We start from the raw sequence: 21,217 nt of genomic DNA on the forward strand, positions 1-21,217 counted from the left end.
CCCATACGTGGGTTTGGTTGTACAGACCGAGACCACGGAGGGGCCCAACTTGACCGATTTTGCAATTACACACGACCTCGACCCAATTTTCGAGCGTGAGCCGCAGAGCGCACTGAAGGTCATCTCATATGGAGGTGGCGTGCAGTCCACGGCCCTCCTGGCCCTAGCCGCAAAAGGAACGATCGACTTCCCCACATTCTTGTTCTCCAACGTTGGGGACGACAGCGAGAACCCAGACACTCTGCAATACATCAGGGAGGTTGCCTCCCCTTTCGCCCAGCAGTACGGCATCTCCCTAGAGATCCTGCAGAAGGTGCGGCGAGATGGGCGCACGGAGACACTTTGGCAGATGCTGCACAGGCCAGAAGCGCGCTCCATACCAATCCCTGTGCGGATGGCCAATGGAGCTCCTGGGCGCCGCAATTGCACAGGCGACTTCAAGATTAAAGTGATCTCCAAATGGCTCAAGACCAATGGCGCATCAGCAGACAGGCCCGCTACTGTCGGCATCGGAATATCTGTCGACGAGATCCATCGCGCAAACAGACGACGATCCGAACCCAATCAGAGGGTCGCGTACCCTCTGCTCGACCTCGGGCTACGTCGCGAAGACTGTATCCGACTGATCAGAGAGGCCGGACTTCCCGTACCCCCCAAGAGCTCGTGCTTCTTCTGCCCATTTCACACTGTCGACGAATGGCGAGCCCAGCGAAAATTCGCGCCTGAGCTATTCAGCAAGTCGGAGAACCTGGAGAGGTTCATCAACTCTCGTCGCGCTGCGCTGGGCCGTGATGATGTCTATCTCACACGATATGGAACCCCTCTGGGGACTGCCATTCAGATTCCAGCCGGCGACGACCTCGGGGAAGGCAACTGCGACTCCGGCTGGTGCATGACGTAAAGGCTGCACAAGCCTGCCACTGAAGTTGATCGAGTCGTGTCGTTGAGAAGGCCGCGGCGCCTGCCTCGGATGGCCACTTCCGTTCCATGCACCCGCTCGTCGGTGGATGGCATGCGACAGCCCGAGAGTGTGCCAGCTCATCCCGCGCCCCCCTACGACGACTCGTCCAGTCCCCCGAAGCGAACTCCGGCGAGCCCTGCGCCTCAGACTGTGCCGACCGCAAGAACGTGCGAGGAGGCGTCCACGAGCGCGCAGTGCTCGTCAGCGAGGCGAGCCGTCGTGATCGCATCCGCGAGCAGCGCTCCTGCTACCTTCTGGCTCGCATAGCGGTCTGCCGCGACTACGTACGCCCACCCCGGACCCTCGATTCCGTGGACGCTCACACCATTGAGTCCCGCCTCGGTGGCCTCCTCGGCGAGCTCAGCTGCGGTGTGGAAGTGAATCACCGTGAATCCCCTACTGCCGTCGTAGGAGCCTGTGCTGATGACTTGCGCGACCTCGCCAGCCAGCAGCTCCGGGGTCAGGCCCGCGCTGACGGTGTAGTCCTGCATCAGCGAGTAGCGGGAGATCCCTGCGGCTGCCACCAGGCCGCCCGGCACCGTGACCCGGCAAGCCTCCCGGAGAGCCCTGAGGCGATCCGCGCGGTCCGCCAGATGGTATAGAGGGCCCAATAGCAAAACCGCCTCGAAGCAGTCGGACGGGAAGGCTAGATCGCGAGCGTCGCCGAGCTCGGCCGAACAGCCCGGCGCGTACGCGCGGGCCTGCTCGACGTGCTTGGGCACCGGATCTACGAGCAGCACCTCATAGCCGTCCTTGGTGAGCCAGCGGGCATGCGTACCCGGGCCACCGCCCACGTCCAGCACCCGGGCCGGCGCCACGGGCAGGTGGCGCCGCAATAGCTCACGGGTCCTCTCGAACTCCAAACGACCGACTGCTGTGGCGTGCAGCCGGGATGCCTCGTCGTACTCGGCGTAGAAGTCGGCGATCCGGGCATCGATGCTCTTCATGCCCTGCGAGAGTAGGGCCGGCGAAGCAGATATCCGGCCGCGACAGGGCCGACGCGGGGACAGGAGATCCGGTTGGGGGTCTGTAGGCCCCGTCGCAACCAGCATCGCGCTGCGGCTCGCGGCAGGATTCCGGAAATCGTGACGCTTCCGGGATCCGCCATTGTTAACCGGCGGCGCGATGGAACGTCGATCCGGCCACACCGCCATACCGATCGATCTCGTACGGCGCCGCGCCAGCAGAAGTCTGCCGATCCTGTCCCGTCGTGCCGTCCAGGACGATCGGTTCGCCGCCCACCTCCCCGTACACGGCACCGTGCCAAAATCCGTTGACCTTCGGCACTTTCCGTCCGGACCCGTCTGGCAAGGCCCACCGCTTCTGAACCGAAGCGGTGTCGAACACCGTGATCCCGCGGTCTGCCTCCCTGTAGCCGTATTTGGAGCACAGCACCAGGGACTGGGCGTCGTGGCGGCACCGCCAGCCGCTGCCATCGAGCGCCACGCGCTGCTCACCGCTGACGGCATCCACAACGAGCGTCTTGTCTGCGAGGGTTGCGCTCAGCAGCCGGGGCGCGGCGGCGGCCGGCTGCCGCGCCTCCGCTACTGTCCATCGTTGTTCACCCGTGGCCGCGGCAACGCCCAGCAGCCTGCCCGCGCCGAACCCCGTCTTCTCGCCCCCGGCAACGACGCCGTCAGCGAAGGTCACTGCACGGAAGTCCGGCTTCGACCAGCGAACGGTGCCCGCAGAGAGTTCAACGGCGTACGTGGTGTCAGCCGCGGTGACGAGCGCTGTGCCCGAGTCGACTCCGATGACCTGTGGTGCGAGGATCTCGTCGGCCCCGATGGCCGTGGCGGCGAGCCCGCGGGAGCTGGGAGCAGCCGCGATCTCGGCCGACCATGCCGTCTTGCCGGTCGCCGTCTCGACGGCCAGCACCTCGATCACGGCTCGATCCGGCGTTGTCCCTTGCCCCTTCACATCCCTGTTCCAGGCGGCGTACACGGTTGCACCGTCAGGCGAGACGAGGGGGGCAGCCCGGTTGCTTCCGAACCCACCCTTGTCTGCCGCGTACTTCGTGGCCACATCCCACCGCGGTGCACCGGTCTCGGTGTCGATCGCCTTCAGTCCGTCCTCAGCAGTGATGAAGGCGACCCCGCCGGCAAGCGTGACCGCGGGCCGTGCCGCTCCCCCGCTCGTCGTACTCGGCTGGCTGGCGTCCGGCAAGTCGACCGTAGGCCCGGCGAAGCGCACGGGCGGGTCGAACGCCGGACGGCTTGGCTTCCCGGAAGTCGCGTGGGACGGTTCCGCGGACTTACCGGACGACTTCGCATCCGATGAGCTGCCGTCTCCGCAGGCGACCAACGTAGCTGTCGCCAGCGTCACTCCGGCCGCAGCAGCGGCCCATCGTCGCGTCCTGCCTGTCCAGCCCATCGCTCCCCCTGCTCGTGATCTTCGTGATCACGACGACCATAGCGGTTGGGCTCCCTGGAGAGCGGCAAGTTCTCCAACCACCCACGGCGAGCCGGTGCGGGGGAACCAGGCCGTCTCCGAGCCACCTCACCGTCCTCATGAATCTGGTCGGTGGTGATCCGAAAGAAGCGTCTTAACCGTCGGTTGGTCCAAGGCGAAAGCCACCGTCCGCAGTCGAAGGGTGCAAGTAGTGTCGATCACCAGGCGAAGTGCGAGGGCCATCCTGTTGCACGGCGATGACCTCGTGCTGATCATTACGAACCAGGCCAGGGCGGGAACCGTACTGGGTAACAGTCGGCGGCGGTGTCGAGGACGGGGACCCGAGCATCGAGGTCGCCCTGCACCGGAAGGTATTCGAGGAGGTCGGCGGCAAGCTGAGCAGGGCAGAGCTGGTGTTTCTGATCACCGATTCGTTGGACGGGAGTGGAGGTGTCCAGCACATCTTCGCGGCGCGTCTGGAGCGGTTGGACATCGAGGCAGGCACGGGCACCGAGTTCGACAAGCCCGAGCGGGGCAGCCACGAGGTCGTGCGGATTCCGTCTACCGCGGAGACTATCCGGCAGATCAAGCTGATGCCGCCGGAACTAGCAGAGTTCGCCGCTGGCAACGTCGAAGCCCTCACGGCCGTGCTCGACGCGCAGATCGCGTCCGTCCCCGTCACACAGACAGCGATTCGCCCCACCGAGTGAATCGGTGGGGCGAATCGAGGTACTCAGCTGCCGGCGGCGTCTCTCCTCAGTGCCGAGTCGCCTGGCCTGCCGTCAGGCGTCGATGCGGGCAATCTTGCGGCCAGCCTTGAGGTAGAGGTCGGCGCCATCGGCCGCGCCGGCCTCAGTCAGGACGGTGGCCAGCGTCTGCTGGACGGCGGTCTCGGTGAGCGGCGTGGCGTTCTGTTCTCCGTCGGATTCGGCGATCAGGCGGAGCCCGTTCTGCTGGGCAATGCGACGGACGGCCGAGAGGCTGGGGGCGAAGTCCAGCGTCTGGCTGAGCAGAGCGCCCAGGGAAGTCTCCGCGTGTTCCTTGAGGGAGATGACCGGGAGGTTCTGCGTGTCGCCGAAGGAACGCTTGGAGAAGCGGGCCGTGAACTCGGCGCGCGCAGCCCGGGCTGCGTCCAGGCCGTGCAGGGCAGCCACGACTTCGCCGGCGAGGATGCGCTTGACCGCCATGGGGTGGGCAGTGCCGTCGGCCAGGCGCTTGGTGACCACCTGGATCTCTTCGTCCGTCCACTCGGTCAGCAGTTTCAGGTACGGCTCGGTGACGTGGTCGGGAATGGACATCAGGCGGCCGTAGACGTCGTCTGGGGTGGCAGTGAGGCCGACGTAGTTGCCCTTGCTCTTGCTCATCTTGGCGCCGGTGCCGTCAGTGCCCTCGATGAGCGGGGTGGTGATGACGACCTCGGGAGTCTGCTCCGAGATCTCCATGACCTTGCGGCACATCTGGAGGTTGAGGAGCTGGTCCACGCCGCCCAGTTCGACATCGGCGGTGATGGCCACGGAGTCCATGGCCATGACGACCGAGTAGACGAACTCGGCAACGGACAGGCCCTGCCCCTCCGCGAGCCGGGTGCGGAAGTCCTCACGCTGGAGGGACATGGACACCGGCACGCGGGCCAGGATTTCCACGAGCTGGGGCAGGCTGACCTTGTTGAGCCACTCGCCGTTGAAGCGCAGATCGGCTCGCTCGAAGTCGATGAACGGCGTCACCTGCTGCTGGTAGGTGCTGAGGTTCCGCGCGATGTCGTCGTCGGTGAGGGCGGGACGCTCGGACGAGCGCCCGGAGGGGTCGCCGATCTTCGCTGTGACGTCACCGATGATGAAGACGACATGGTGCCCCATGCGCTGGAACCGGCTCGCGATGATGATCGGCACCGCATGGCCGAGGTGTACGTCGGGGGATGTCGGGTCGATGCCGTACTTGATGACGAACTGACGACCTGCCGCCTGAGCGGCGGTGATCTTCTCCGCGAGTGCCTCGGCTGAGGGAATCATGTTGATCGCGCGCCCTTCGACCAGGGCCGCCTGCTCCCGAGGGGAGAGGTCGGAGAGGTCGAGAGAGCGCCGGGCTGTTGTCTCGTCCAAGAGCTGAGCGACCGTATAGTCCGCGCCCAGGTCCGATCCCTCGAGGATCTGCATGACGCGGGTGACGGACTCGCTCAGACGGCTCATGGTGCCTATACGCTCCTGGGTCTGACAACTGGCTTGGTGCCAGCGTGGGTTGGTTGGCGACTTTATCATCGCTGCTCACGCCGTCGTATTCGAATAGTCACTCTCAGCTTCGCCGTTCCTGATCACTGGAAATGGCTACCTGCGGTCGTCCGGTCAAGGCACTCGACACCGCCCTGGCCCATGGGGCGAAAGACCGCCGGGAGCAGGCTGTATCGATCAGCATGGTGATGAGAGGACGCAGACATGTGCGCCGGCGCCCGAGCTGCACCTGTGCCTCCACGAGGTGCCCGGCGCCGAGTGCGCGGAAGTGCCGGGACATGCGATGGAGGTCGCGGCGCGCCGTCCAGGTCGGCGGGTCGGCAGTCAAGGTGCGCAGTCGGCGGGCGAGGGCTGCGGAGACCTCGGCCCGGTACAGCTGTGACACTCCGCGGTTGTGCCGGTCGGTCATGCTGAGCGGGTGAAGCCGGTAGTACACCAAGGGGACACGCAGGGCGTGGCCATGGCCGGCCTCGCGCAGAGCATGGAAGAAGATCTCGTTCGTGACCGGGAGGAGGGTGAGGGCCGCCTCCCGGTGTACGAGCAGGGTGCTGGTGTTTCCACCAGGGTGTGGCTCTGCGAGGAACGGGCGTCCGTCCGCGTCGACCACGTGCTCCCAGTGCTCGATGAAGAGCCGGCCGTCGGTGACGGCGTCGGCACAGGTTCGCAGCTTGGATGCGTGGAACCAGTCGTCGGCGTCGAGCGGGGCCACCCAGTCGCCGCTGCTCAGGCGGAAGGCGTCAGTCAAACTGGGGCCGAAACCTTTCGTTTCTCGCCGGATTACGCGGACGCGGTCCTCGTAGCGACGGCAGACCTCCACGGTCTCGTCGGTGGAACCGTCATCAATGACGATAACCTCGTGCAGGACGTATCTCCCGGGCTCCTGTTCCAAGCAGCTGCTGATGGCCCTGTCGAGGTAGCGCCCGTAGTTGTGGCACAGGATGACGCACGATATTCGAGGCAAGTCGTTCACCGGTCGCCTCCGTATATCTGAGCGTAGGCGTCGATGACAGACTTGTGCTCCTGGGCGCGGTAGTCGAGAAACGTGCGGTCAAGACCACGCGATGTGGAGGATGCCATGCGTGCTGTGGCGTTCTCGACGGCGGTGAGAAAGCGCTCGCCGAAGAGGTTGGGGTGTCCCGTTGACCAGTCGAACCACTCGGGCTCGCTCACCAGTCCTTGGTGGTGGCGGTACTGCTCGGGCAGGTGGCCGGTGCGGGAACAAACCGGCAGCAGGTTGAGGTCGAAGGCGAGTTCCAGCTGACCCGAGTGGCTGCCCCAGAGGTAAGGGAGCAGGAGGACGTCTGCGGCGAGGCCGGCGTCGACCACATCGTCGTCGCTGGGGTACGGGCGCATCGACAGCCGGATCCGGGGATCGTGGCGGGCCGTCTCCAGAAGGAGAGGGATGCGGCTGTCCGGGGCGAAGTCAACAGGGCTGAACGCTCGGAGCAGGAGCCGGAGGGTGCTCCTGGGGTCCGTTACGCCCAGGCTCCAGTTGATCACCGGGGAAAGCTGGTCGCGGCTGGCCCGGGACGCCCCGTACATGAGAAAGCGGGCTGAGGGAGAGCCTTGCTCCCGCTCTCTGCGGAGCAGTGCATCCGGCGGGACGACGTACCCATGAGGGATGACCGTCGCCGGAGGCCGGTCTCCCAGCAGGCAGGCCAGCTCGACGAGGGAGCTCTCCGTCAGGCATACCCACTGCACATCGGCGGCGAGCAGGAGCTGCAGACGGGCGGCGAACTCCATCGCGGACCCGTACATGGGGCGGGTGTCGTGGGCTGTGAAAACGACGCGGACCCCGGACCTGGCGCAGGCGTCGAGGAGCCTCTCCAGAGTGGGGAGGTCCTCGACGTCGATGTGGTGCAGGTGCAGCACATCGAGCCAGTCGAGCGGGGTGTGTGCGAGTAGCCATGACGCATTCACTGCCGCGGGGACAGTGACTCCGGAGCGGATCGCGGTCTCGTTGAGGATCAGGATGTCCTGGCTGTGCAGCTTGCGGGCGTACGGGGTACGGGCCGGCAAGTGAACAACGCGCAGGGCCGGTGAGCGCGTGGCTGCCATCATGGTGGTCACCCGTTGTCTCGCCCAAGGCCGACGAGTACCAGCTGGGTGGACAGGCCGTGGGAGACGTCGTCGCTGCGGGTGAGCCCGGCGTAGTGGATCTCGAAGCCGACGGCGCGGAGCAGGGCCTGGAACTCGTCGCTCGCCCACTCGCGGACGTGGCTGGGGTTGCGGGGCGGACCAGGGGCGTCGTAGCCGCTGCGGAACTCGCGGGCGGGTGTGGAGAGAACTGCGGCGGCGGAACCCTCGGCGAGCAGTCCGCGGATCAGCGCGAGCGCCGGCCCGGGGTTGAGCAGGTGCTCCACGACGTCGGAGCAGACCACGACGGAACGGCGGATGAGGGCGGGGGCGATCGGGAGAACGTGGGTGGACTCCAGGTCCGCCTCGACCCACCGGCCGAAGGCGTGGTTCTCGCGGCACCAGCGGAGGTTCTCGCCGAAGTCGACGCCGACGTAGTTCCAGTCGGGACGCGCAGCGGCCAGAGTGGCCAGCTTGCCTGCCCGGCCGCAGCCGATGTCGATCAGTACGTCACGGCCGAGCTCCTCCGCTCGGGCCGCAGCGTATGGGTAGACGTCGGGCTGCCAGACGGTGGTGTCGTCCGTCTCGTCGGCGAAGTACTCCACGGTGTCGCGGCTGAGGTAGCCGTTCCTGATGAAGTACGAGGCGGCGTCGCCTATGGGGCGACTGGATAAGGCGGGGGCGGTGTGCATCGAATAGCTCCTTCGGTTACTTCGGCCAGAGGGAGAAGATGGTGATCAGGCGTTCGGTGAGCTCCTCGCGGAGCACCTGCCACTCGGGGGCGTTGTTGCGGCGTGCTGCAGCGGCGCGGTCGTAGTCCGGACCGTCGACCTCGGGGAGGCACGCGTACATCTGGAGCATGGCTGAGCCGTCGTCCTCGGGCGCGGTGTCGCTGTCGGCGGCGAGCAGTGCGCGGATGTCCTGGCCGGGCATCGAGGCGTCGATCCCGGAGCCAGGGATGCTCTTGCTCATCTTCGGGAGGCCGCCCAGGCCGGGGATCATCTTGGTGTAGATGCCGGACAGGCGGTCCGCGGGCAGTCCCCAGCGTTCCGCTCCGCGGCGGGCGAGAGCCACATACTTGTGCTCATCGACGCCGAGGGAGACCAGGACGTGCCGACCCTCGGAGAGGAGCTGGACGAAGTCGGCGGCCATGAGGAGCGTCGCTTGCTTCATGCCGTACGACAGGTGATCGAAGACACCGTGGCTGCGGTAGAGGCCGGAGAGGTCCTCCTCGGCCCACTGGAAGTCCGCGTCGTCGAGGTGGCGGGAGAGCAGGAAGGCAGTGGCCAGCACGTCGGTGTGTCCTTCCTGGCGGCGCAGCACACCGCGGTGCTCATCGAATCCGAGCCCGCGCACGAATTCCTCGTACTGGTCCGCGATGCGGCGCACGGTGTCCAGGGGGGTTCGGCGCGCGTTGTACGAGTCCAGGTCGCCGAGCACGATCTGCACGTCCAGGCCCTGCTGCTGGAGTTTGATCGCACGCAACAGCTGGAACACCGTGCCGGCGTGGGGAGGGCCACCGAGGCCGACACCGGTGGTCACGATCGCGGGCTGGCCGGCCGCGACCGCCTCGGCGAAGTCGCGGGCGCCGGTGTGGCACACCCACTTGGTGCGCAGGTCGTCGGGGCTCATGCCGGCGAGGGCGAAGTCGATGGCGCCGAGACCGAGGCGCTCGTAGCGGTGCTGGTCGATGACGCTGTCGTAGTAGGCGGTGTCGAATTTCACGAGGTCACTTCCTGGTGTGAGGAGGCGTCTGCGCGAAGCGCGAAGGCGCGGCGGACGAGCGACTCGAAGCCGTCGGTCAGGATGTTGCCGAGCACGGCGTTGCGCGGTGCCGAGACGCTGCCGAGGTCAGCTGTGACAGTGCCGTCCGCGAGGACCCAGACGCGGAACGGGTAGGCATCGTGCGGGGCGCGTGTCGGCTGGGCGAAGACAGGGATGTCGGGGACGAGGGCACGGACATCGTTAACGGCCTGAAGGAAGTCCTCGCGTCCGAAACCGTAGATCTCCGCCTTGTGGGGGTTGGCGCGGCCGATGGGCCGGTACTGGGAGATCAGCCAGTACTCGACCGGGGTGGTGACGGCCAGGTCGCTGATGAGCCGGGCCAGGTCCTGGAGAGTCTGGATGGAGTGCGCAGTGGTGAAGGTGTTGAAGGCGAGGCGCCGCCGGTCGGAAGTGAGCATGGCCGTGTTGGCCTGGAAGCAGTCGAAGTAGCCCTCTCCGCGGAACCAGTCGGCGGTCTCCGCATCCGGGCCGTCGATCGCCAGGGAGTAGACGGATACGTGCTCGCGGATTTCGGGGTAGCGCCCCTTCAGGAGAAGACCGTTGGTGTGCAGGTTCGTCTCGAAGCCGGCGGCGCAGGCGTGCCGGAGGGCGAGCTCCAGATGGTTCTCGTACGGCATCACGGGGTCGCCGCCGGTGAAGACGATTCGGTGCGCCTCCGACTCGCCTCGGAGGCGGTCGATGACACGGACGACGGTGCCCGGGTCTGCCTTGACTCGGTTGCGCTCGCGGTAGCAGAAGCGGCACACCCCCGGGGACGACGGCGTGGGGGCCAGGTCCCAGGCGTTGCAGTCTGTGTTGAGAACCAGGTGGATGATGCCCAGTTCGTCTCGGGTCAGCATGCGGCCTTCTCCTCGAGATGTGCCTGGACTGCGGGGCCGGAAGGCGGGACCTGGCGGAGCAGTACGTCGAGCGTGCGTGGCGACCCACCGGTGAGGCGGACGAAGCACAGGAGCGTGTCCAGTCCAGCGCCGTTGCGGAGGATGTTGAACGCCGTGTCGAGTCCGGCCTGGAACGTCGGGACCACCCGGGCCGTCAGCAGAAGCAAGGCTGCGTTGAGGGCGACGGCGTCCCGCGCGGGTGAGGTGTCCTGGCCAGCCAGGACGCGGACCGCGGCCGCCACGTTCACGTGAGGCTCGGCGTGCTGGGTGATGCAGCCCATGTCGCGGGGCATTGACGCTGCGGCGCGCATCACGTCGTCGGCGAGGGTGCGGTCTTCATGGCCGTCGATGATCCGGCAGGCACGGGCCGTGGTTCCAGGCAGGAGTTCGTCTACCTGAAGCGTCGCGTCGTCGGAGGAGTTGACGACGGTCGCATCCGACAGCCCGAGCCGGGACAGAAGTTGCGCGGAGACGTGGACCGCGGTGTGGGAGAGCCCGTAGACGTACGCGGGGCAGACCACCGGACTCAGCAGCGCGGGGAAGGCCAGGCTCAGCGCGTGGACCGCTTGGAACCTGCCGCCGTAGCGCCTGTCGAACTCGGGCACACGGTGCTCGATGGAGAAGAAGCCGAACCCGCACTCGGCCGTGATACCGACCATCTCCCCCTGCGGCACCGTTTCGGCGTTCGCGCCAACGATGTCGATGAAGTCCCGGGACCCGGTCTTGGAGGAGGCGCTGCGTGAGCCGAGCTTGGCGATGTGTGCCCCACCAGTGGCCGCGACGAGCGCGGCGGTTGAGCTCAGGTTGATGGTCTTGAAGGTCTTCTTTCCGCTGCCGGTGTAGCCGACGAAGCGAATTCCCTCGGGCGGCTGGTGGAAGTCCCAGGCGGCGCGGTCGAGGTGCGTGGCGGCGTGGATGGCCGCCTCGACCTCTCCGATCCTTGGGCCGCGTAACAGCAGGCCGGTCAGAACGCTGCCGAGCATCACGTCGCGTGTATGGCCGGCGGGGAGTTCGAGGACGGCGAGGATGCCGTCGTGGACCTCATGCGGGTCAATCTCGGCAAGCGAATTGATCTTGTGGACCAGTGGAGGGATGGAGACGGTCACGAGCATGGCTCCCGGAGCTAGATGTTCGAAGTGAGCAGGACTTTGAGCGGGCGACAGTGGTCCTGACGGCCCAGCGCCGCGAGTGCTCGCGGCAGTTCGGGCAGCGGATATCGGTCGCGCGTCAAGAGGTCAGCCCAAGCACCGCCGTGGGTAAGGAAGGCAAGTGCGTCGCGGAAGTCGTCGTGGCCGCTGCCGCGGCAGTACGAGAAGGACCCGCGCAGGGTGACTGACCGACGGAAGAGGTCGCGTAGAGGGAGGGAGAGAGTGACGTTCGGTGCATAGGCGTTCTGGACGAGCACTGTGCCCCCGTCTCGGACCGATGCCACAGCCTGAAGCAATGGGGAATCGTCGTATCCGGAGGCGGTGTCGACGACCGCGTCGCACGGAGGTAGGGCGCGGTGGTGCACGCTGAGGCGCGGGCCGACGAGGGCTCGTTGCAGCTCCTGGTGCCTGGCGGCGGATCGGACCGCAAGGTGGACATCCCACCCGGTGGAGGCTGCGCAGACCGCCGTGCAGATCCCAAGGGCTCCGGCCCCGATAACGCCGAGGCGCCCGGACCCCGCCTCCAGTCCGCAGCGAATGCCGTGCAGGGCAACTGCCATGGGGTCGGCCAGAATGCCGTGCGCGGGATCTCGGAGGTACGGGAGCTTCACGATGCTGGACTCCGGCACCTGGACCATCTCGGCCAAGCCGCCGGGCAGATCCCATCCGACGCGCCGCAGATCGCGGCACAAGTGTGTACGTCCGGATTGGCATGCACCGCATGAGTGGCATGCGATCAGGGGGTCGACACTGACCCAGTCGCCCCGAGCATCCTTGCCGACGATCTCGTGTCCGGGGAACCAAGGCGTGGGCAGGGAGCCACGCCAAGTGGGAAGGAGCTTGGGAATGTCACTGCCGCACACACCGGCGTAACGGACTCGGACCAACGCCGAATCGCGACCGGTGCCGCAAGGCGCCGAGCCGGGTCCGATCGGGGCCTCCGCGAATCGAGGAACACCGTCTCGCACCGTCCAGGCACGTGCCGCCGCGCTCATACGGGCCACCCACTGGCCAAGGCCGCAGGCAGAGCCTCGATGCTGGGAACCGATGCCCCAGACCATGGTGTCTCGCCGAAAGCGAGGCGGTGTGCTCCACCTCGGCGTAACACCCGTAACGGCCGCATCCCTAACCGTTGGGCCCCCGTCAGTTCGTCCCCGCCGCCGTCGCCGCAGTAGACGGCGTTGGCCGGGGCGACTCCGAGCCGCGCCAGCAGACCGCCGTAGAGATGGGGGGCCGGCTTCACCGCGCCCTCCCAGCAGCTGAACGCTGCCACCTCGAAGTAGGAGGCCAGCGCCGACTCGCTCCAGCATTCCGCGATGTCCGGCGAGGCGTCACTGAGCAGTGCCAGACGTAGCCCCGAGCGTTGGAGCTCGGCCAACGCCCTGCAGACCGACTCGTCCGGACGCAGCCGGGCAGTTGCGAGCCGACGGAGCACCGATGCTGCACGGGCCGTGCGGTCCGCGGAAGCGCTGCACCTCTCAACAAGGTGGCCAGCGACAGCGGCTGCCGATCGCAGTTCCCCGTCGTGCCGTACCCGCCAGCTCGCGGAGAGCTCTGCCTCGACGGCCCCCGCCGTCACGCCGAGGGCAGAGGCGAGCTCGGCCACTGCGACGCCGCGTTCGGCGATGTCCGGAGCCGCGACAAGAGTCCCGAAGAGGTCAAGCACCAGGGCTTCGGAGCCGTTCGCCGCCTGCGAGTTGGCCGACCGGTGGGGCGCCACTCCCCTATGACCGGTCGCAACGGCGGACAACTGCGATGGCAGCGACTCGTTGCTCGAGGACATCGCGGACAGATAGCGCAAGTCAAGACTCCCTCACCTGTGTCGGGCATGCCTGTACGGGGGTGCGGAAGCGCCGACATACCGCGTCGTCATTGGGGAGACGGGGAGCGGGCAGGGGGCGCGTTGTCAGGAGACGATTCCACCGACGAGGGCGTGGACAGCGGACAAACTGTCCGCAGCGATCTACTACATAGATCTTGACTGAGCGTCACATGACATGTATTAGCCAGGGCTCACCTTTGGCTGTGCATCTGGGATGAAATGTGCGCTGCCTGGCGAAATCGGCAATCGCCGTGGGTGGCCCACGGACCGTTGGTGGGGCTCCGCCATGAAGTGGCGCGGAAGTTAACTCTTTCCGCAGCCCGTCGCAGAGCTGGACATCGAACGTACGCTGGACGGAGTGCTCCGTCGCGAAGGGACTGTTCCGCCCATGAGTGAAAACCTGACGTTGGGAGACCGTCTCCGTATCGCCCGAAAGACACGGAACCTGTCTGCCGCCCAACTGGCGCAAAGAGTCGCCATATCACCTAGCTACGTGCAGAAGCTCGAATCCGGCGCGCGCAAGGCGTCACCCTCGTTGGTCCTGGCGCTCGCGAAGGCGCTGCACTTCGGGCCTGAGGTCCTGACCGGGCAGCCTTATTACGGGGAACCCGAGTCCGAAGACGGCGTGCACGCTGTGATCCCCGAGCTGCGCAGGATCATGCTGTGCTATGACACGCCGGACGACTTGGAAATCGCTCCACGGCCGCTGCCTGTACTTGCATCCGAAGTGGATCAGGTTGCCGCCCTCCGCCGCGATGCCCGCTACGCCCCCATGGGCCCGCTTCTCCCGGCGGTCATTACGGAACTGACGCACGTCGCCCTGAGCGGCACCAACGGCGAGCGGGAGAAGGCCTTCGGCCACCTCGCCCGCGCCTACCGGGCGGTCAACTCCCTTGCGCACAAGCTGGGACACCACGACCTGTCCAGCACGGCGCTAGAGCGCGTCCGCTGGGCTGCCGACCGCTCCGGTGACCCCTTGATGCAGTTCACCGCTGGGTACCTCGTCGTTGGGGCGATGCTGCGGCAGGGAGCATACGCACCGGGACGCCGCAAGTTGCTGGCCCTGCGGCACGAGCTCGAGCGAATGCAGCCGGAGCACTCGTACACGAACGATGCCCTCGCCGTCGATGGCGCGCTCCTGCTGAAGCTGGCCGTGTTGGAGGCCCGGGAGAACAACCCGGACGGTGCTGACACATACCTCCGTGAAGCGGAGAGCGTCGCGCGCTTGGCCGGCAACCGCGACTCCCTCGCCTACGAGATGTCATTCGGCCCCACCAACATCCGCATCCACGAGGTGCACGCCCTGATCGACATGGGAGACGTGGAGCAGGCCCTCGCCCGTCTCGCCGAGTGGTCCGATGCACCGGGGCAGGAGTGGACACCGCCGGCCTCGACCGTGGGGGAACGATCGAGCCACCACTTCATCGACGTAGCCTCGGCGAAGCTGGCCGTCGGCGACAGGCGAGGCGCTTTCACCGACCTCCGCCGAGCGCGAAAGGTTGCCCCCAACCACACGCGCTTCCACCCGTCCGCCCGAGAGACCTCAGCAGCACTCTTGCGCCTGGACACGCATCCCTCCGCCGAACTCACGGCCTTCGGAAGGTGGGCAGGGGTTATCACAACCTAGCCCTCCTGTACGGCAGTTCACGGAACTCCCCCGCAGACAATCTGTCCGTACACGGCTCTGGCCACATGGAATGGTCTTCTCACCAGCCTTTGTGAGGAGACCATTTTCATGTCCGTGGACCGCCCCTCTCCCTCCGGGATCCCGCCCCGCTGGATGCCCATCGGTGACGACCCCGAGGTCTGCCCGGCCGGACAGTGGTGGGACGTGGTTCGAGTGTCCGAGGAGGTCGGCCGGCGCGCCATCGAGATCCTTCAAGCGGAGGGCGAGCCCATCGGCCCAGTGATCCTCTGCGACGAGGTCACGGAACTGCGCATGTGCCTCCTGGTGCCGGTCGGCACCGCCGCCACTTGGCAGGAACCGGACACCGTGGCACTGGGTTCGCGATGCCACCTCGTCGTGCCGCCCCTTGAGGCCACCGACCCGCCCGGACTGCACTGGCATTCCTTGCCCGCCAGCCCGCGAGTCCTCACCCGCGCAGCTGCCCTGAGCAGGGCAATCGGCCGGGCGCGCAGGCAGTTACGCGGCCCCTCCCGGAGCACGTGATGCCTCGCCACAACTCCCCCGATCTGCAACCGCGCGCTACCCCGGTCCGGCCCATCCCGCAGACACCCGGCGGCCCGGTCAGGGCAACGCCGCAGCCGCTCCAGGTGCGGGCGCAGATCCGTTGGAGGGCGTCCCGTGGCCGTTAGCGTCTCCGCTGTCGTACTGCTGGCGGTGATCGTCGTCCTGCTCGTCAAGAAGGGCGGGTTGAAGGCCGGGCATGCTGTCGTGTGCACCCTCCTCGGGTTCTACCTGGCCAGTTCCTCGCTCGCACCCGCGATCTCCGAGGCCGTGACCAGCGCCGCACGCTTGATCAGCGGTCTGAAGTTCTAAACCGGCCGCCCAAGGTGCCGCAGTTTCCCCTTCCGCCCAGGCCACACTTCCTGACTCGACCGGCCATATCTACCAAGGGATCATCCGGTGATCGAGAACTCCGTGCCCTTACCGGGCAGCATGATCGAGCTCTTGCGTTCTCAGCCTCCCTTTCCGCGCGCCGCCGTCGGCAGCCACCTCCCTGGGGCACACTGATGCGCCCGGTGTATCACCCCGCTGGCGGAGACGAGGCACTCGCCTTTGCCCTGGTCGAGTTACAAGCGGGGCGATGGAAGCCAGCACGAGCCTTACTGTCTGCGACTGGAAATCAATGGGCACTGCGGACCTCGCGAACCCAAGTGCTGGCAGTCGCAGCCGCGCACTCCGACGTGATCGGTGTGTGGCTGGCCGAGGAGCCTGACGGTTACGACGCGCAGCTAATGAGGGCTCGCGTGACGGTGGAGCGCGCCCTTCGCGCCCACCACCAGCGGCACGCCAGCGCCGTGGTACTGGAGGAAGCCGCCCGGCGTGCGGCCTTGATGGCAGCACGCCGAATGCCAGAGGATCCGGTGCCTTGGGTGTGCATGCTCGCGCTTGCCCAGATCGACGAGCGTCAGGTGCGGCGGGAGCACCGAGAAGTCTCGACGGAGCCGATGCTGCCGAGCGGGCCGTGGGGCCTGCTGCACGGCGTCAACCAGCGAGACCCGTATAACCGGGAGGCGTTTCACCGGGTGTCGCAGTTCCTACTGGCCCGCTCCGCGCCCCCGGCGGCTTCGGTCGCGGCAATGTTCGACTTCGGCAGGTGGGTCGCCTCCTGGTCGCCAGCAGGGTCCCCGCTGCTGCTGTTGCCGTTGTACGCACTGGTCGAGCAGTGCCGGCAACAGTCCGCCTGGCGCCGGTCCGATCCGCTGTGGCGAAGGCAGTGGGCGGAGGAGCCGACACTCACGTACGCGCTCAAGGCATTCCACCACTGGTTCCGGCAGGTGGAAGCCACGCTGCGATCGGTGACGGACCTGCACCACCTGGCGTACGCGCTGTGGGCCGGGCACCGGTTCGTGGAGGCCGCCGAGGTGTTCACGGCCGTGGGCGCGTACGCCTCGCGCGAGCCATGGGCATCCGTCCACAGCAGCTCCAATCACCCGGACGGCGGCGAGGCCCTGCTGCTGCGTGCCCGCCGGGAATCCCTCTCCTTCGCCCGCACCCACGCACCCAGCTTCGGCCCGCCGAGCTGACTACCAACCATTTTCAATCACGTGACATGCACCTGACCATTACGTCCCTTCGTCAACCCCTGTGGAGGATTTCCAGTGTTACGAACCCGCCCGGCTCACCGCACGGCCGGAGCCCAGGCCGACGACGCGTTCCTGCGGGAACTGGGCTATGAGCCGGTGCTGGCCCGCCGCATGGGCCCGTTCGGCAACTTCGCCATCAGCTTCTCGGTGATCTCCGTGCTGAGCGGCTGCATGACCCTGTACGGCTTCGGCCTCGGAACCGGCGGCCCGGCCGTGATGATGTGGGGCTGGGTCGCGGTCGGCGCGATGGTGATGCTCGTGGGCGCCGGCCTCGCCGAGGTCACCTCCGCGTACCCGACCTCAGGGGCCCTGTACTACCAGGCCGAGCAGCTCGGTGGCCGCAAATGGGGTTGGTACACCGGCTGGCTCAACCTGCTGGGGCTGCTCGGCGCGATCGCCGGCATCGACTACGGCGCCGCGCTGTTCACGGGCGCCTTCCTGAACCTGCAGTTCGGGTTCGTCCCGACGCCGGGCAAGATCATGGCGATCTACTTCTGCATTCTCGCGCTGCACGCCGCCCTCAACCTCTTCGGTGTCCGGCTGGTCAGCATCCTGAACTCGGTCAGCGTGTGGTGGCACCTGGGCGGGGTCGCCGTGATCGTCGGGGCGCTGGCGATCGTGCCGGGGCACCACCAGTCGCCGTCCTTCGTGTTCGGGGAGTTCGTCAACAACACCGGCTGGTCCAGCTCGCTGTACGTGGTGCTGATCGGACTGCTGCTCGCCCAGTACACCTTCAGCGGGTACGACGCCTCGGCGCACCTGTCCGAGGAGACCACCAACGCGCAGGTCTCCGCATCCCGCGGGATCATGCGGGCGATCGGATGGTCGTGGCTGGCCGGGTTCGTGCTGCTGGCCGGGCTAACCTTCGCAATCCAGGACTACGCCGCCACCCAGGCCACCGCGACCGGGGTGCCACCGGCGCAGATTTTCCTCGACGCCCTCGGCGTCGCCGGCGCGAAGGCCCTGCTGCTCGTTGTGATCGTCGCGCAGCTCTTCTGCGGCAACGCCGAGACGGCCGCCGCCAGCCGAATGGTGTTCGCCTTCTCCCGTGACGGCGCCCTGCCCGGCTCAAGGCTGTGGAGGCACGTCGATACCCGCACGGGCACCCCGACCCGCGCGGTATGGCTGTCCGTCGGCGTGGCCGCGCTGCTGGCGCTGCCGTCGCTGTACAGCCCGACCGCGTACGCCGCCGTCACCGCGATCAACGTCATCGGGATCACCCCCGCGTACGCGATACCGATCTATCTGCGGATCCGCAACCGTCACCGCTTCCAGCCCGGTCCCTGGAACCTTGGCCGCTGGGGCGTGCCCGTCGGCGTGGTCGCCGTGGCCTGGGTGGCGTTCGTGACTGTGCTGTTCTGCCTGCCCCAGACCCGCCCAGAGACCGGGCTCGTCTCCGTGGCGACGTTCAACTACGCGCCCATCGCCCTGCTGGTCGTCCTCGCCCTGGCCGCCCTGTGGTGGCGGAAGTCCGGGCGGGACTACAAGGTGCCGACCGCGGCCGCCGACGCCGGCTCCGACATGGCCAAGATCCAGGAAGAAGTCGTGTGATGACAGCCCAGCCCACCTCCGCCGAAGCGGCAGCACGCCCGAGCAGCACGGTGCAGCGTGGCAACGAGACCGCGTCGGCCTCCCGACAGCGGCCGGCCCGGGCGTTCAACGTCGACGAACTACGCAAGGCCGTCGGCGCCGGCCTGATCGACACCGTTCTCCTCGCCGTGCCGGACCTGCAGGGACGCCTCAAGGGCAAGCGGTACGGGGCGCGGCACTTCCTCGACCGCGTCCTCGACGGCGGCGCCGAGATGTGCGCGTACATCCTGGCCACAGACGCCGACATGACGCCGTCCGACGGCTTCGTGCTCACCTCGTGGGCGACCGGGTACGAGGACATGACGGTCGTGCCCGATGCCTCGACGCTACGGATGCTGCCGTGGATGCCGCGTACCGCGCTGGTTCTCGGCAACGCCGTCGACCTCGACGAGGACCCCATTGAGGTCGCACCCCGGCAGGTCCTGCGCCACCAGCTGACCCGTCTGGCCGCCCACGGGCTACACGCTCAGGCCGCGTTGGAGACCGAGTTCGTGCTCTACCGCGGCAGCCACACCTCTGCCTCCCGGGTCGGCCACGAGGGACTCGTTCCCGTGACCGAGGAAAACTTGGACTACGCCCTCGACCACACGCCGGAAGCCGACCGGTTCTTCCGGCGCCTCCAGGGCTCACTGGCCAAGGCGGGCATGCCCGTGGAGGCGGTAAAGACGGAAGGCGCGCCGGGCCAAGTAGAGGTCACCTTCCCCTACGGCCCCGCGCTGACCGCGTGCGACAACCACCTCGTCTTCAAGCACGCGGTGCGCACCCTGGCCGGCCGCTCCGGCATGACCGCCACGTTCATGGCCTCCCCCCAGACCGGACTGGTCAGCGGCCTGCACCTGCACATCTCCCTCACGCGCAGCGGCAACCCCATGCTCAACCATCCGGACGGACGGCTCTCGGAGATAGGTGAGCAGGCCGTCGCAGGACTCCTGGCCGCCCTGCCCGGGCTCGCACCCCTGTACGCGCCGAACACCAACTCGTACAAGCGGTACGTGCCCAGCTCGTTCGCCCCTACCTACATGACATGGGGCTGGGACAACCGGACGTGCGCCGTACGCATCGCCGGCCACGGACAGGGGCTGCACTTGGAGGTCCGCGTACCAGGTGCGGACGCCAACCCCTACCTCGCTCTCGCCGCGGCCATCGCAGCGATCACCCACGGCATCGAGCGGCAGCTCAAACCGCCGGCACCCTGCACCTCCAACGCCTACGAGGCCACTGACGCGCCCAGGCTGCCCCTCACCCTCGACCAGGCTCGCTCAGCCTTCCGGCACAGCCCCGTCGCCCGCGAGGCGTTCGGGAAGACGGTGGTCGATCACTACGCGCACCTCGCGCAGCTCGAACTCGACCACCACCGCGGCACGGTCACCGACGCGGAGCAGGCCCGCTGGTTCACCCGCGCCTGACCACACCCGCCCCAAGACCAGGCCCCGGCCGAGCTTCCCCCCTCGGCCGGGGCCTGCCCAACGCCCGCCCCCGGCCGACACCCATCGACTGAAAGTGATCCACTGATGCCTGCACGCCCTGGTCCGGCCGCCTCGCACCCGACCCCCGCCCAGGTGAAGATCGTCGGCAAGCTCGCCCAGGGGCTCAGCACCAGCAAGGCTGCCGCCGAACTGGGCCTGTCCGAAGGCACCGTCGCAAATCAGATGTCGCACGGCAACCGGCGTGCCGGAGTACGCCACCGCCATGCCCTGGTCCACGCGTGCTACGTCACCGAGCAGCTACCCCGGCCGGAGCCGACAGCATCACCCCCCGGCGGCATCGACGACACTGAGACCAAACTCTGGTCGCTCGCGCTGGACGGCACGTACGCCGAGATCGCGCAGCACTGCGGCCTCCCCCACGACGCGATGAAGAAGCGGATCCGAGCGCTGCGGGCGCGCTGGGGCGCCGAGCACGACCCGCATCTGATCGCCCTCGGCTGGATGTTCGGCGTACTCGACGGCTCCTATGGAACCGGCGGCGACCAGGTTGCATGACTGCAGACCGGCCAGACCAGGCGGCGGTGGGCCTGGACGCTCGTCCTGGAGCGCGATGCCGTCCGGCCGCCGCCAGGCAGCCGATGGTCTGGCCGCGGGGTTCAGCTGGTGGCGGCCGAGGCGGTGTCGGCGTAGCTGTTGAATACGTCGAGCTCGTTCTGCTCGAAGCGGCGGATGCCGCCGCGGATGGAGTCGTAGCCGGCCACGACAGAGGTCGCGGTGGCATAGACGTGCTTGTCGTCCTTGACCTCGAAGTGGAAGGTGAGGGAGACGCGCTTGACGTCGGTCACCCAGGCTTCGACGCGGACCGGGGTCTCCCAGGTCTCCAGCGGGTGCCTATAGCGGATGGTCTGCTCGCGCAGGAGGAAGTTGCGGGCAAGGCGCTCGGCGGGATCGGCAGGAACCAGCATGCTGAACATGCGCATGCGGGTCTCCTCCAGGAGGGTGCCGTAGCGGGAGCTGTTGAGGTGTCCGTTCGCGTCGAGGTCCGACCAGCGAACGGGGCAGTCATAGATGTGTCGGGACACAGTGACTCCTGAGAGCTGTGAGATCTGCCGTGCCTTCAAGGCACCCGGCCGATTCAAGGGC

At 67.4% G+C, this 21,217-nt stretch carries 20 protein-coding genes and 1 pseudogene; 9 read left to right on the plus strand and 12 right to left on the minus strand.

What is annotated here, in order from left to right; translation table 11 throughout:
* The first annotated feature begins 49 nt into the window (after nucleotides 1-49).
* A complete protein-coding gene (locus tag LG634_RS01760; RefSeq protein ID WP_226731755.1) occupies nucleotides 50-901 on the plus strand; it encodes an adenine nucleotide alpha hydrolase family protein in 852 nt (283 codons plus the stop codon).
* Nucleotides 902-1,104: 203 nt separating this feature from the next.
* On the opposite strand, the gene LG634_RS01765 is transcribed toward LG634_RS01760, so the two are convergent.
* Entirely contained in the window at nucleotides 1,105-1,908 is an 804-nt protein-coding gene (locus LG634_RS01765; protein WP_226731756.1) for a class I SAM-dependent methyltransferase, read from the minus strand.
* A 163-nt stretch (nucleotides 1,909-2,071) separates the two neighbouring features.
* Nucleotides 2,072-2,848: an outer membrane protein assembly factor BamB family protein gene (locus tag LG634_RS38390; RefSeq protein WP_372482354.1), complete on the minus strand. Its 777-nt coding sequence runs from the start codon at nucleotides 2,846-2,848 to the stop codon at nucleotides 2,072-2,074.
* A gap of 715 nt (nucleotides 2,849-3,563) precedes the next feature.
* Here LG634_RS38390 and LG634_RS01775 point away from each other — a divergent pair.
* Nucleotides 3,564-4,062, plus strand: a pseudogene (locus tag LG634_RS01775) (NUDIX hydrolase).
* Between the two features lie 72 nt (nucleotides 4,063-4,134).
* On the opposite strand, the gene tyrS reads toward LG634_RS01775, so the two are convergent.
* The 9 genes from tyrS to LG634_RS01820 form a co-directional block, all read right to left on the minus strand.
* Nucleotides 4,135-5,538, minus strand: a complete 1,404-nt coding sequence (gene tyrS, locus LG634_RS01780) for a tyrosine--tRNA ligase (RefSeq protein ID WP_226731758.1) — start codon at nucleotides 5,536-5,538, stop codon at nucleotides 4,135-4,137.
* Nucleotides 5,539-5,641: 103 nt separating this feature from the next.
* Nucleotides 5,642-6,547: a glycosyltransferase gene (locus tag LG634_RS01785; RefSeq protein ID WP_226731759.1), complete on the minus strand. Its 906-nt coding sequence runs from the start codon at nucleotides 6,545-6,547 to the stop codon at nucleotides 5,642-5,644.
* Nucleotides 6,544-7,638: a glycosyltransferase family protein gene (locus LG634_RS01790; RefSeq protein WP_226731915.1), complete on the minus strand. Its 1,095-nt coding sequence runs from the start codon at nucleotides 7,636-7,638 to the stop codon at nucleotides 6,544-6,546. Before LG634_RS01790 ends, LG634_RS01785 begins: the two co-directional genes overlap by 4 nt.
* A gap of 5 nt (nucleotides 7,639-7,643) precedes the next feature.
* Entirely contained in the window at nucleotides 7,644-8,345 is a 702-nt protein-coding gene (locus tag LG634_RS01795) for a class I SAM-dependent methyltransferase (RefSeq protein WP_226731760.1), read from the minus strand.
* A gap of 16 nt (nucleotides 8,346-8,361) precedes the next feature.
* A complete protein-coding gene (locus LG634_RS01800; protein ID WP_226731761.1) occupies nucleotides 8,362-9,378 on the minus strand; it encodes a nucleotidyl transferase family protein in 1,017 nt (338 codons plus the stop codon).
* Entirely contained in the window at nucleotides 9,375-10,277 is a 903-nt protein-coding gene (locus LG634_RS01805) for a radical SAM protein (RefSeq protein ID WP_226731762.1), read from the minus strand. Before LG634_RS01805 ends, LG634_RS01800 begins: the two co-directional genes overlap by 4 nt.
* Nucleotides 10,271-11,422 carry a hypothetical protein gene (locus LG634_RS01810; protein WP_226731763.1) on the minus strand — a complete coding sequence of 384 codons (1,152 nt, stop codon included), beginning with the start codon at nucleotides 11,420-11,422 and terminating at the stop codon, nucleotides 10,271-10,273. Before LG634_RS01810 ends, LG634_RS01805 begins: the two co-directional genes overlap by 7 nt.
* Before the next feature lie 17 nt (nucleotides 11,423-11,439).
* Nucleotides 11,440-12,525 (minus strand): alcohol dehydrogenase catalytic domain-containing protein, encoded by a 1,086-nt coding sequence (locus LG634_RS01815; RefSeq protein WP_308072208.1) that lies wholly within the window; start codon nucleotides 12,523-12,525, stop codon nucleotides 11,440-11,442.
* Nucleotides 12,456-13,265 carry an HAD family hydrolase gene (locus tag LG634_RS01820; protein ID WP_226731765.1) on the minus strand — a complete coding sequence of 270 codons (810 nt, stop codon included), beginning with the start codon at nucleotides 13,263-13,265 and terminating at the stop codon, nucleotides 12,456-12,458. Before LG634_RS01820 ends, LG634_RS01815 begins: the two co-directional genes overlap by 70 nt.
* Nucleotides 13,266-13,674: 409 nt before the next feature.
* Here LG634_RS01820 and LG634_RS01825 point away from each other — a divergent pair, with 409 nt between their 5' ends.
* The 7 genes from LG634_RS01825 to LG634_RS01855 all read left to right on the plus strand — a co-directional run bounded on the left by LG634_RS01825 (nucleotide 13,675) and on the right by LG634_RS01855 (nucleotide 20,629).
* Nucleotides 13,675-14,913 carry a helix-turn-helix domain-containing protein gene (locus tag LG634_RS01825; protein ID WP_226731766.1) on the plus strand — a complete coding sequence of 413 codons (1,239 nt, stop codon included), beginning with the start codon at nucleotides 13,675-13,677 and terminating at the stop codon, nucleotides 14,911-14,913.
* Between the two features lie 108 nt (nucleotides 14,914-15,021).
* On the plus strand, nucleotides 15,022-15,456 hold the full coding sequence (locus LG634_RS01830; protein WP_226731767.1) for a hypothetical protein: 435 nt from the start codon (nucleotides 15,022-15,024) through the stop codon (nucleotides 15,454-15,456).
* A 135-nt stretch (nucleotides 15,457-15,591) separates the two neighbouring features.
* A complete protein-coding gene (locus LG634_RS01835) occupies nucleotides 15,592-15,786 on the plus strand; it encodes a hypothetical protein (protein WP_226731768.1) in 195 nt (64 codons plus the stop codon).
* A gap of 563 nt (nucleotides 15,787-16,349) precedes the next feature.
* Nucleotides 16,350-16,997, plus strand: a complete 648-nt coding sequence (locus LG634_RS01840; RefSeq protein WP_226731769.1) for a hypothetical protein — start codon at nucleotides 16,350-16,352, stop codon at nucleotides 16,995-16,997.
* 75 nt (nucleotides 16,998-17,072) lie between these two features.
* Nucleotides 17,073-18,608 (plus strand): amino acid permease, encoded by a 1,536-nt coding sequence (locus tag LG634_RS01845; RefSeq protein WP_226731770.1) that lies wholly within the window; start codon nucleotides 17,073-17,075, stop codon nucleotides 18,606-18,608.
* Nucleotides 18,608-20,053 (plus strand): glutamine synthetase family protein, encoded by a 1,446-nt coding sequence (locus LG634_RS01850; RefSeq protein WP_226731771.1) that lies wholly within the window; start codon nucleotides 18,608-18,610, stop codon nucleotides 20,051-20,053. Before LG634_RS01845 ends, LG634_RS01850 begins: the two co-directional genes overlap by 1 nt.
* A 105-nt stretch (nucleotides 20,054-20,158) precedes the next feature.
* On the plus strand, nucleotides 20,159-20,629 hold the full coding sequence (locus tag LG634_RS01855; protein WP_226731772.1) for a LuxR C-terminal-related transcriptional regulator: 471 nt from the start codon (nucleotides 20,159-20,161) through the stop codon (nucleotides 20,627-20,629).
* A 101-nt stretch (nucleotides 20,630-20,730) separates the two neighbouring features.
* Here the strand turns inward: LG634_RS01855 and LG634_RS01860 are convergent, their stop codons facing one another.
* Nucleotides 20,731-21,156, minus strand: a complete 426-nt coding sequence (locus LG634_RS01860; RefSeq protein WP_226731773.1) for an acyl-CoA thioesterase — start codon at nucleotides 21,154-21,156, stop codon at nucleotides 20,731-20,733.
* Nucleotides 21,157-21,217 lie beyond the last annotated feature (61 nt).

This window comes from Streptomyces bambusae (assembly GCF_020532645.1).
Lineage (GTDB): Bacteria > Actinomycetota > Actinomycetes > Streptomycetales > Streptomycetaceae > Streptomyces > Streptomyces bambusae.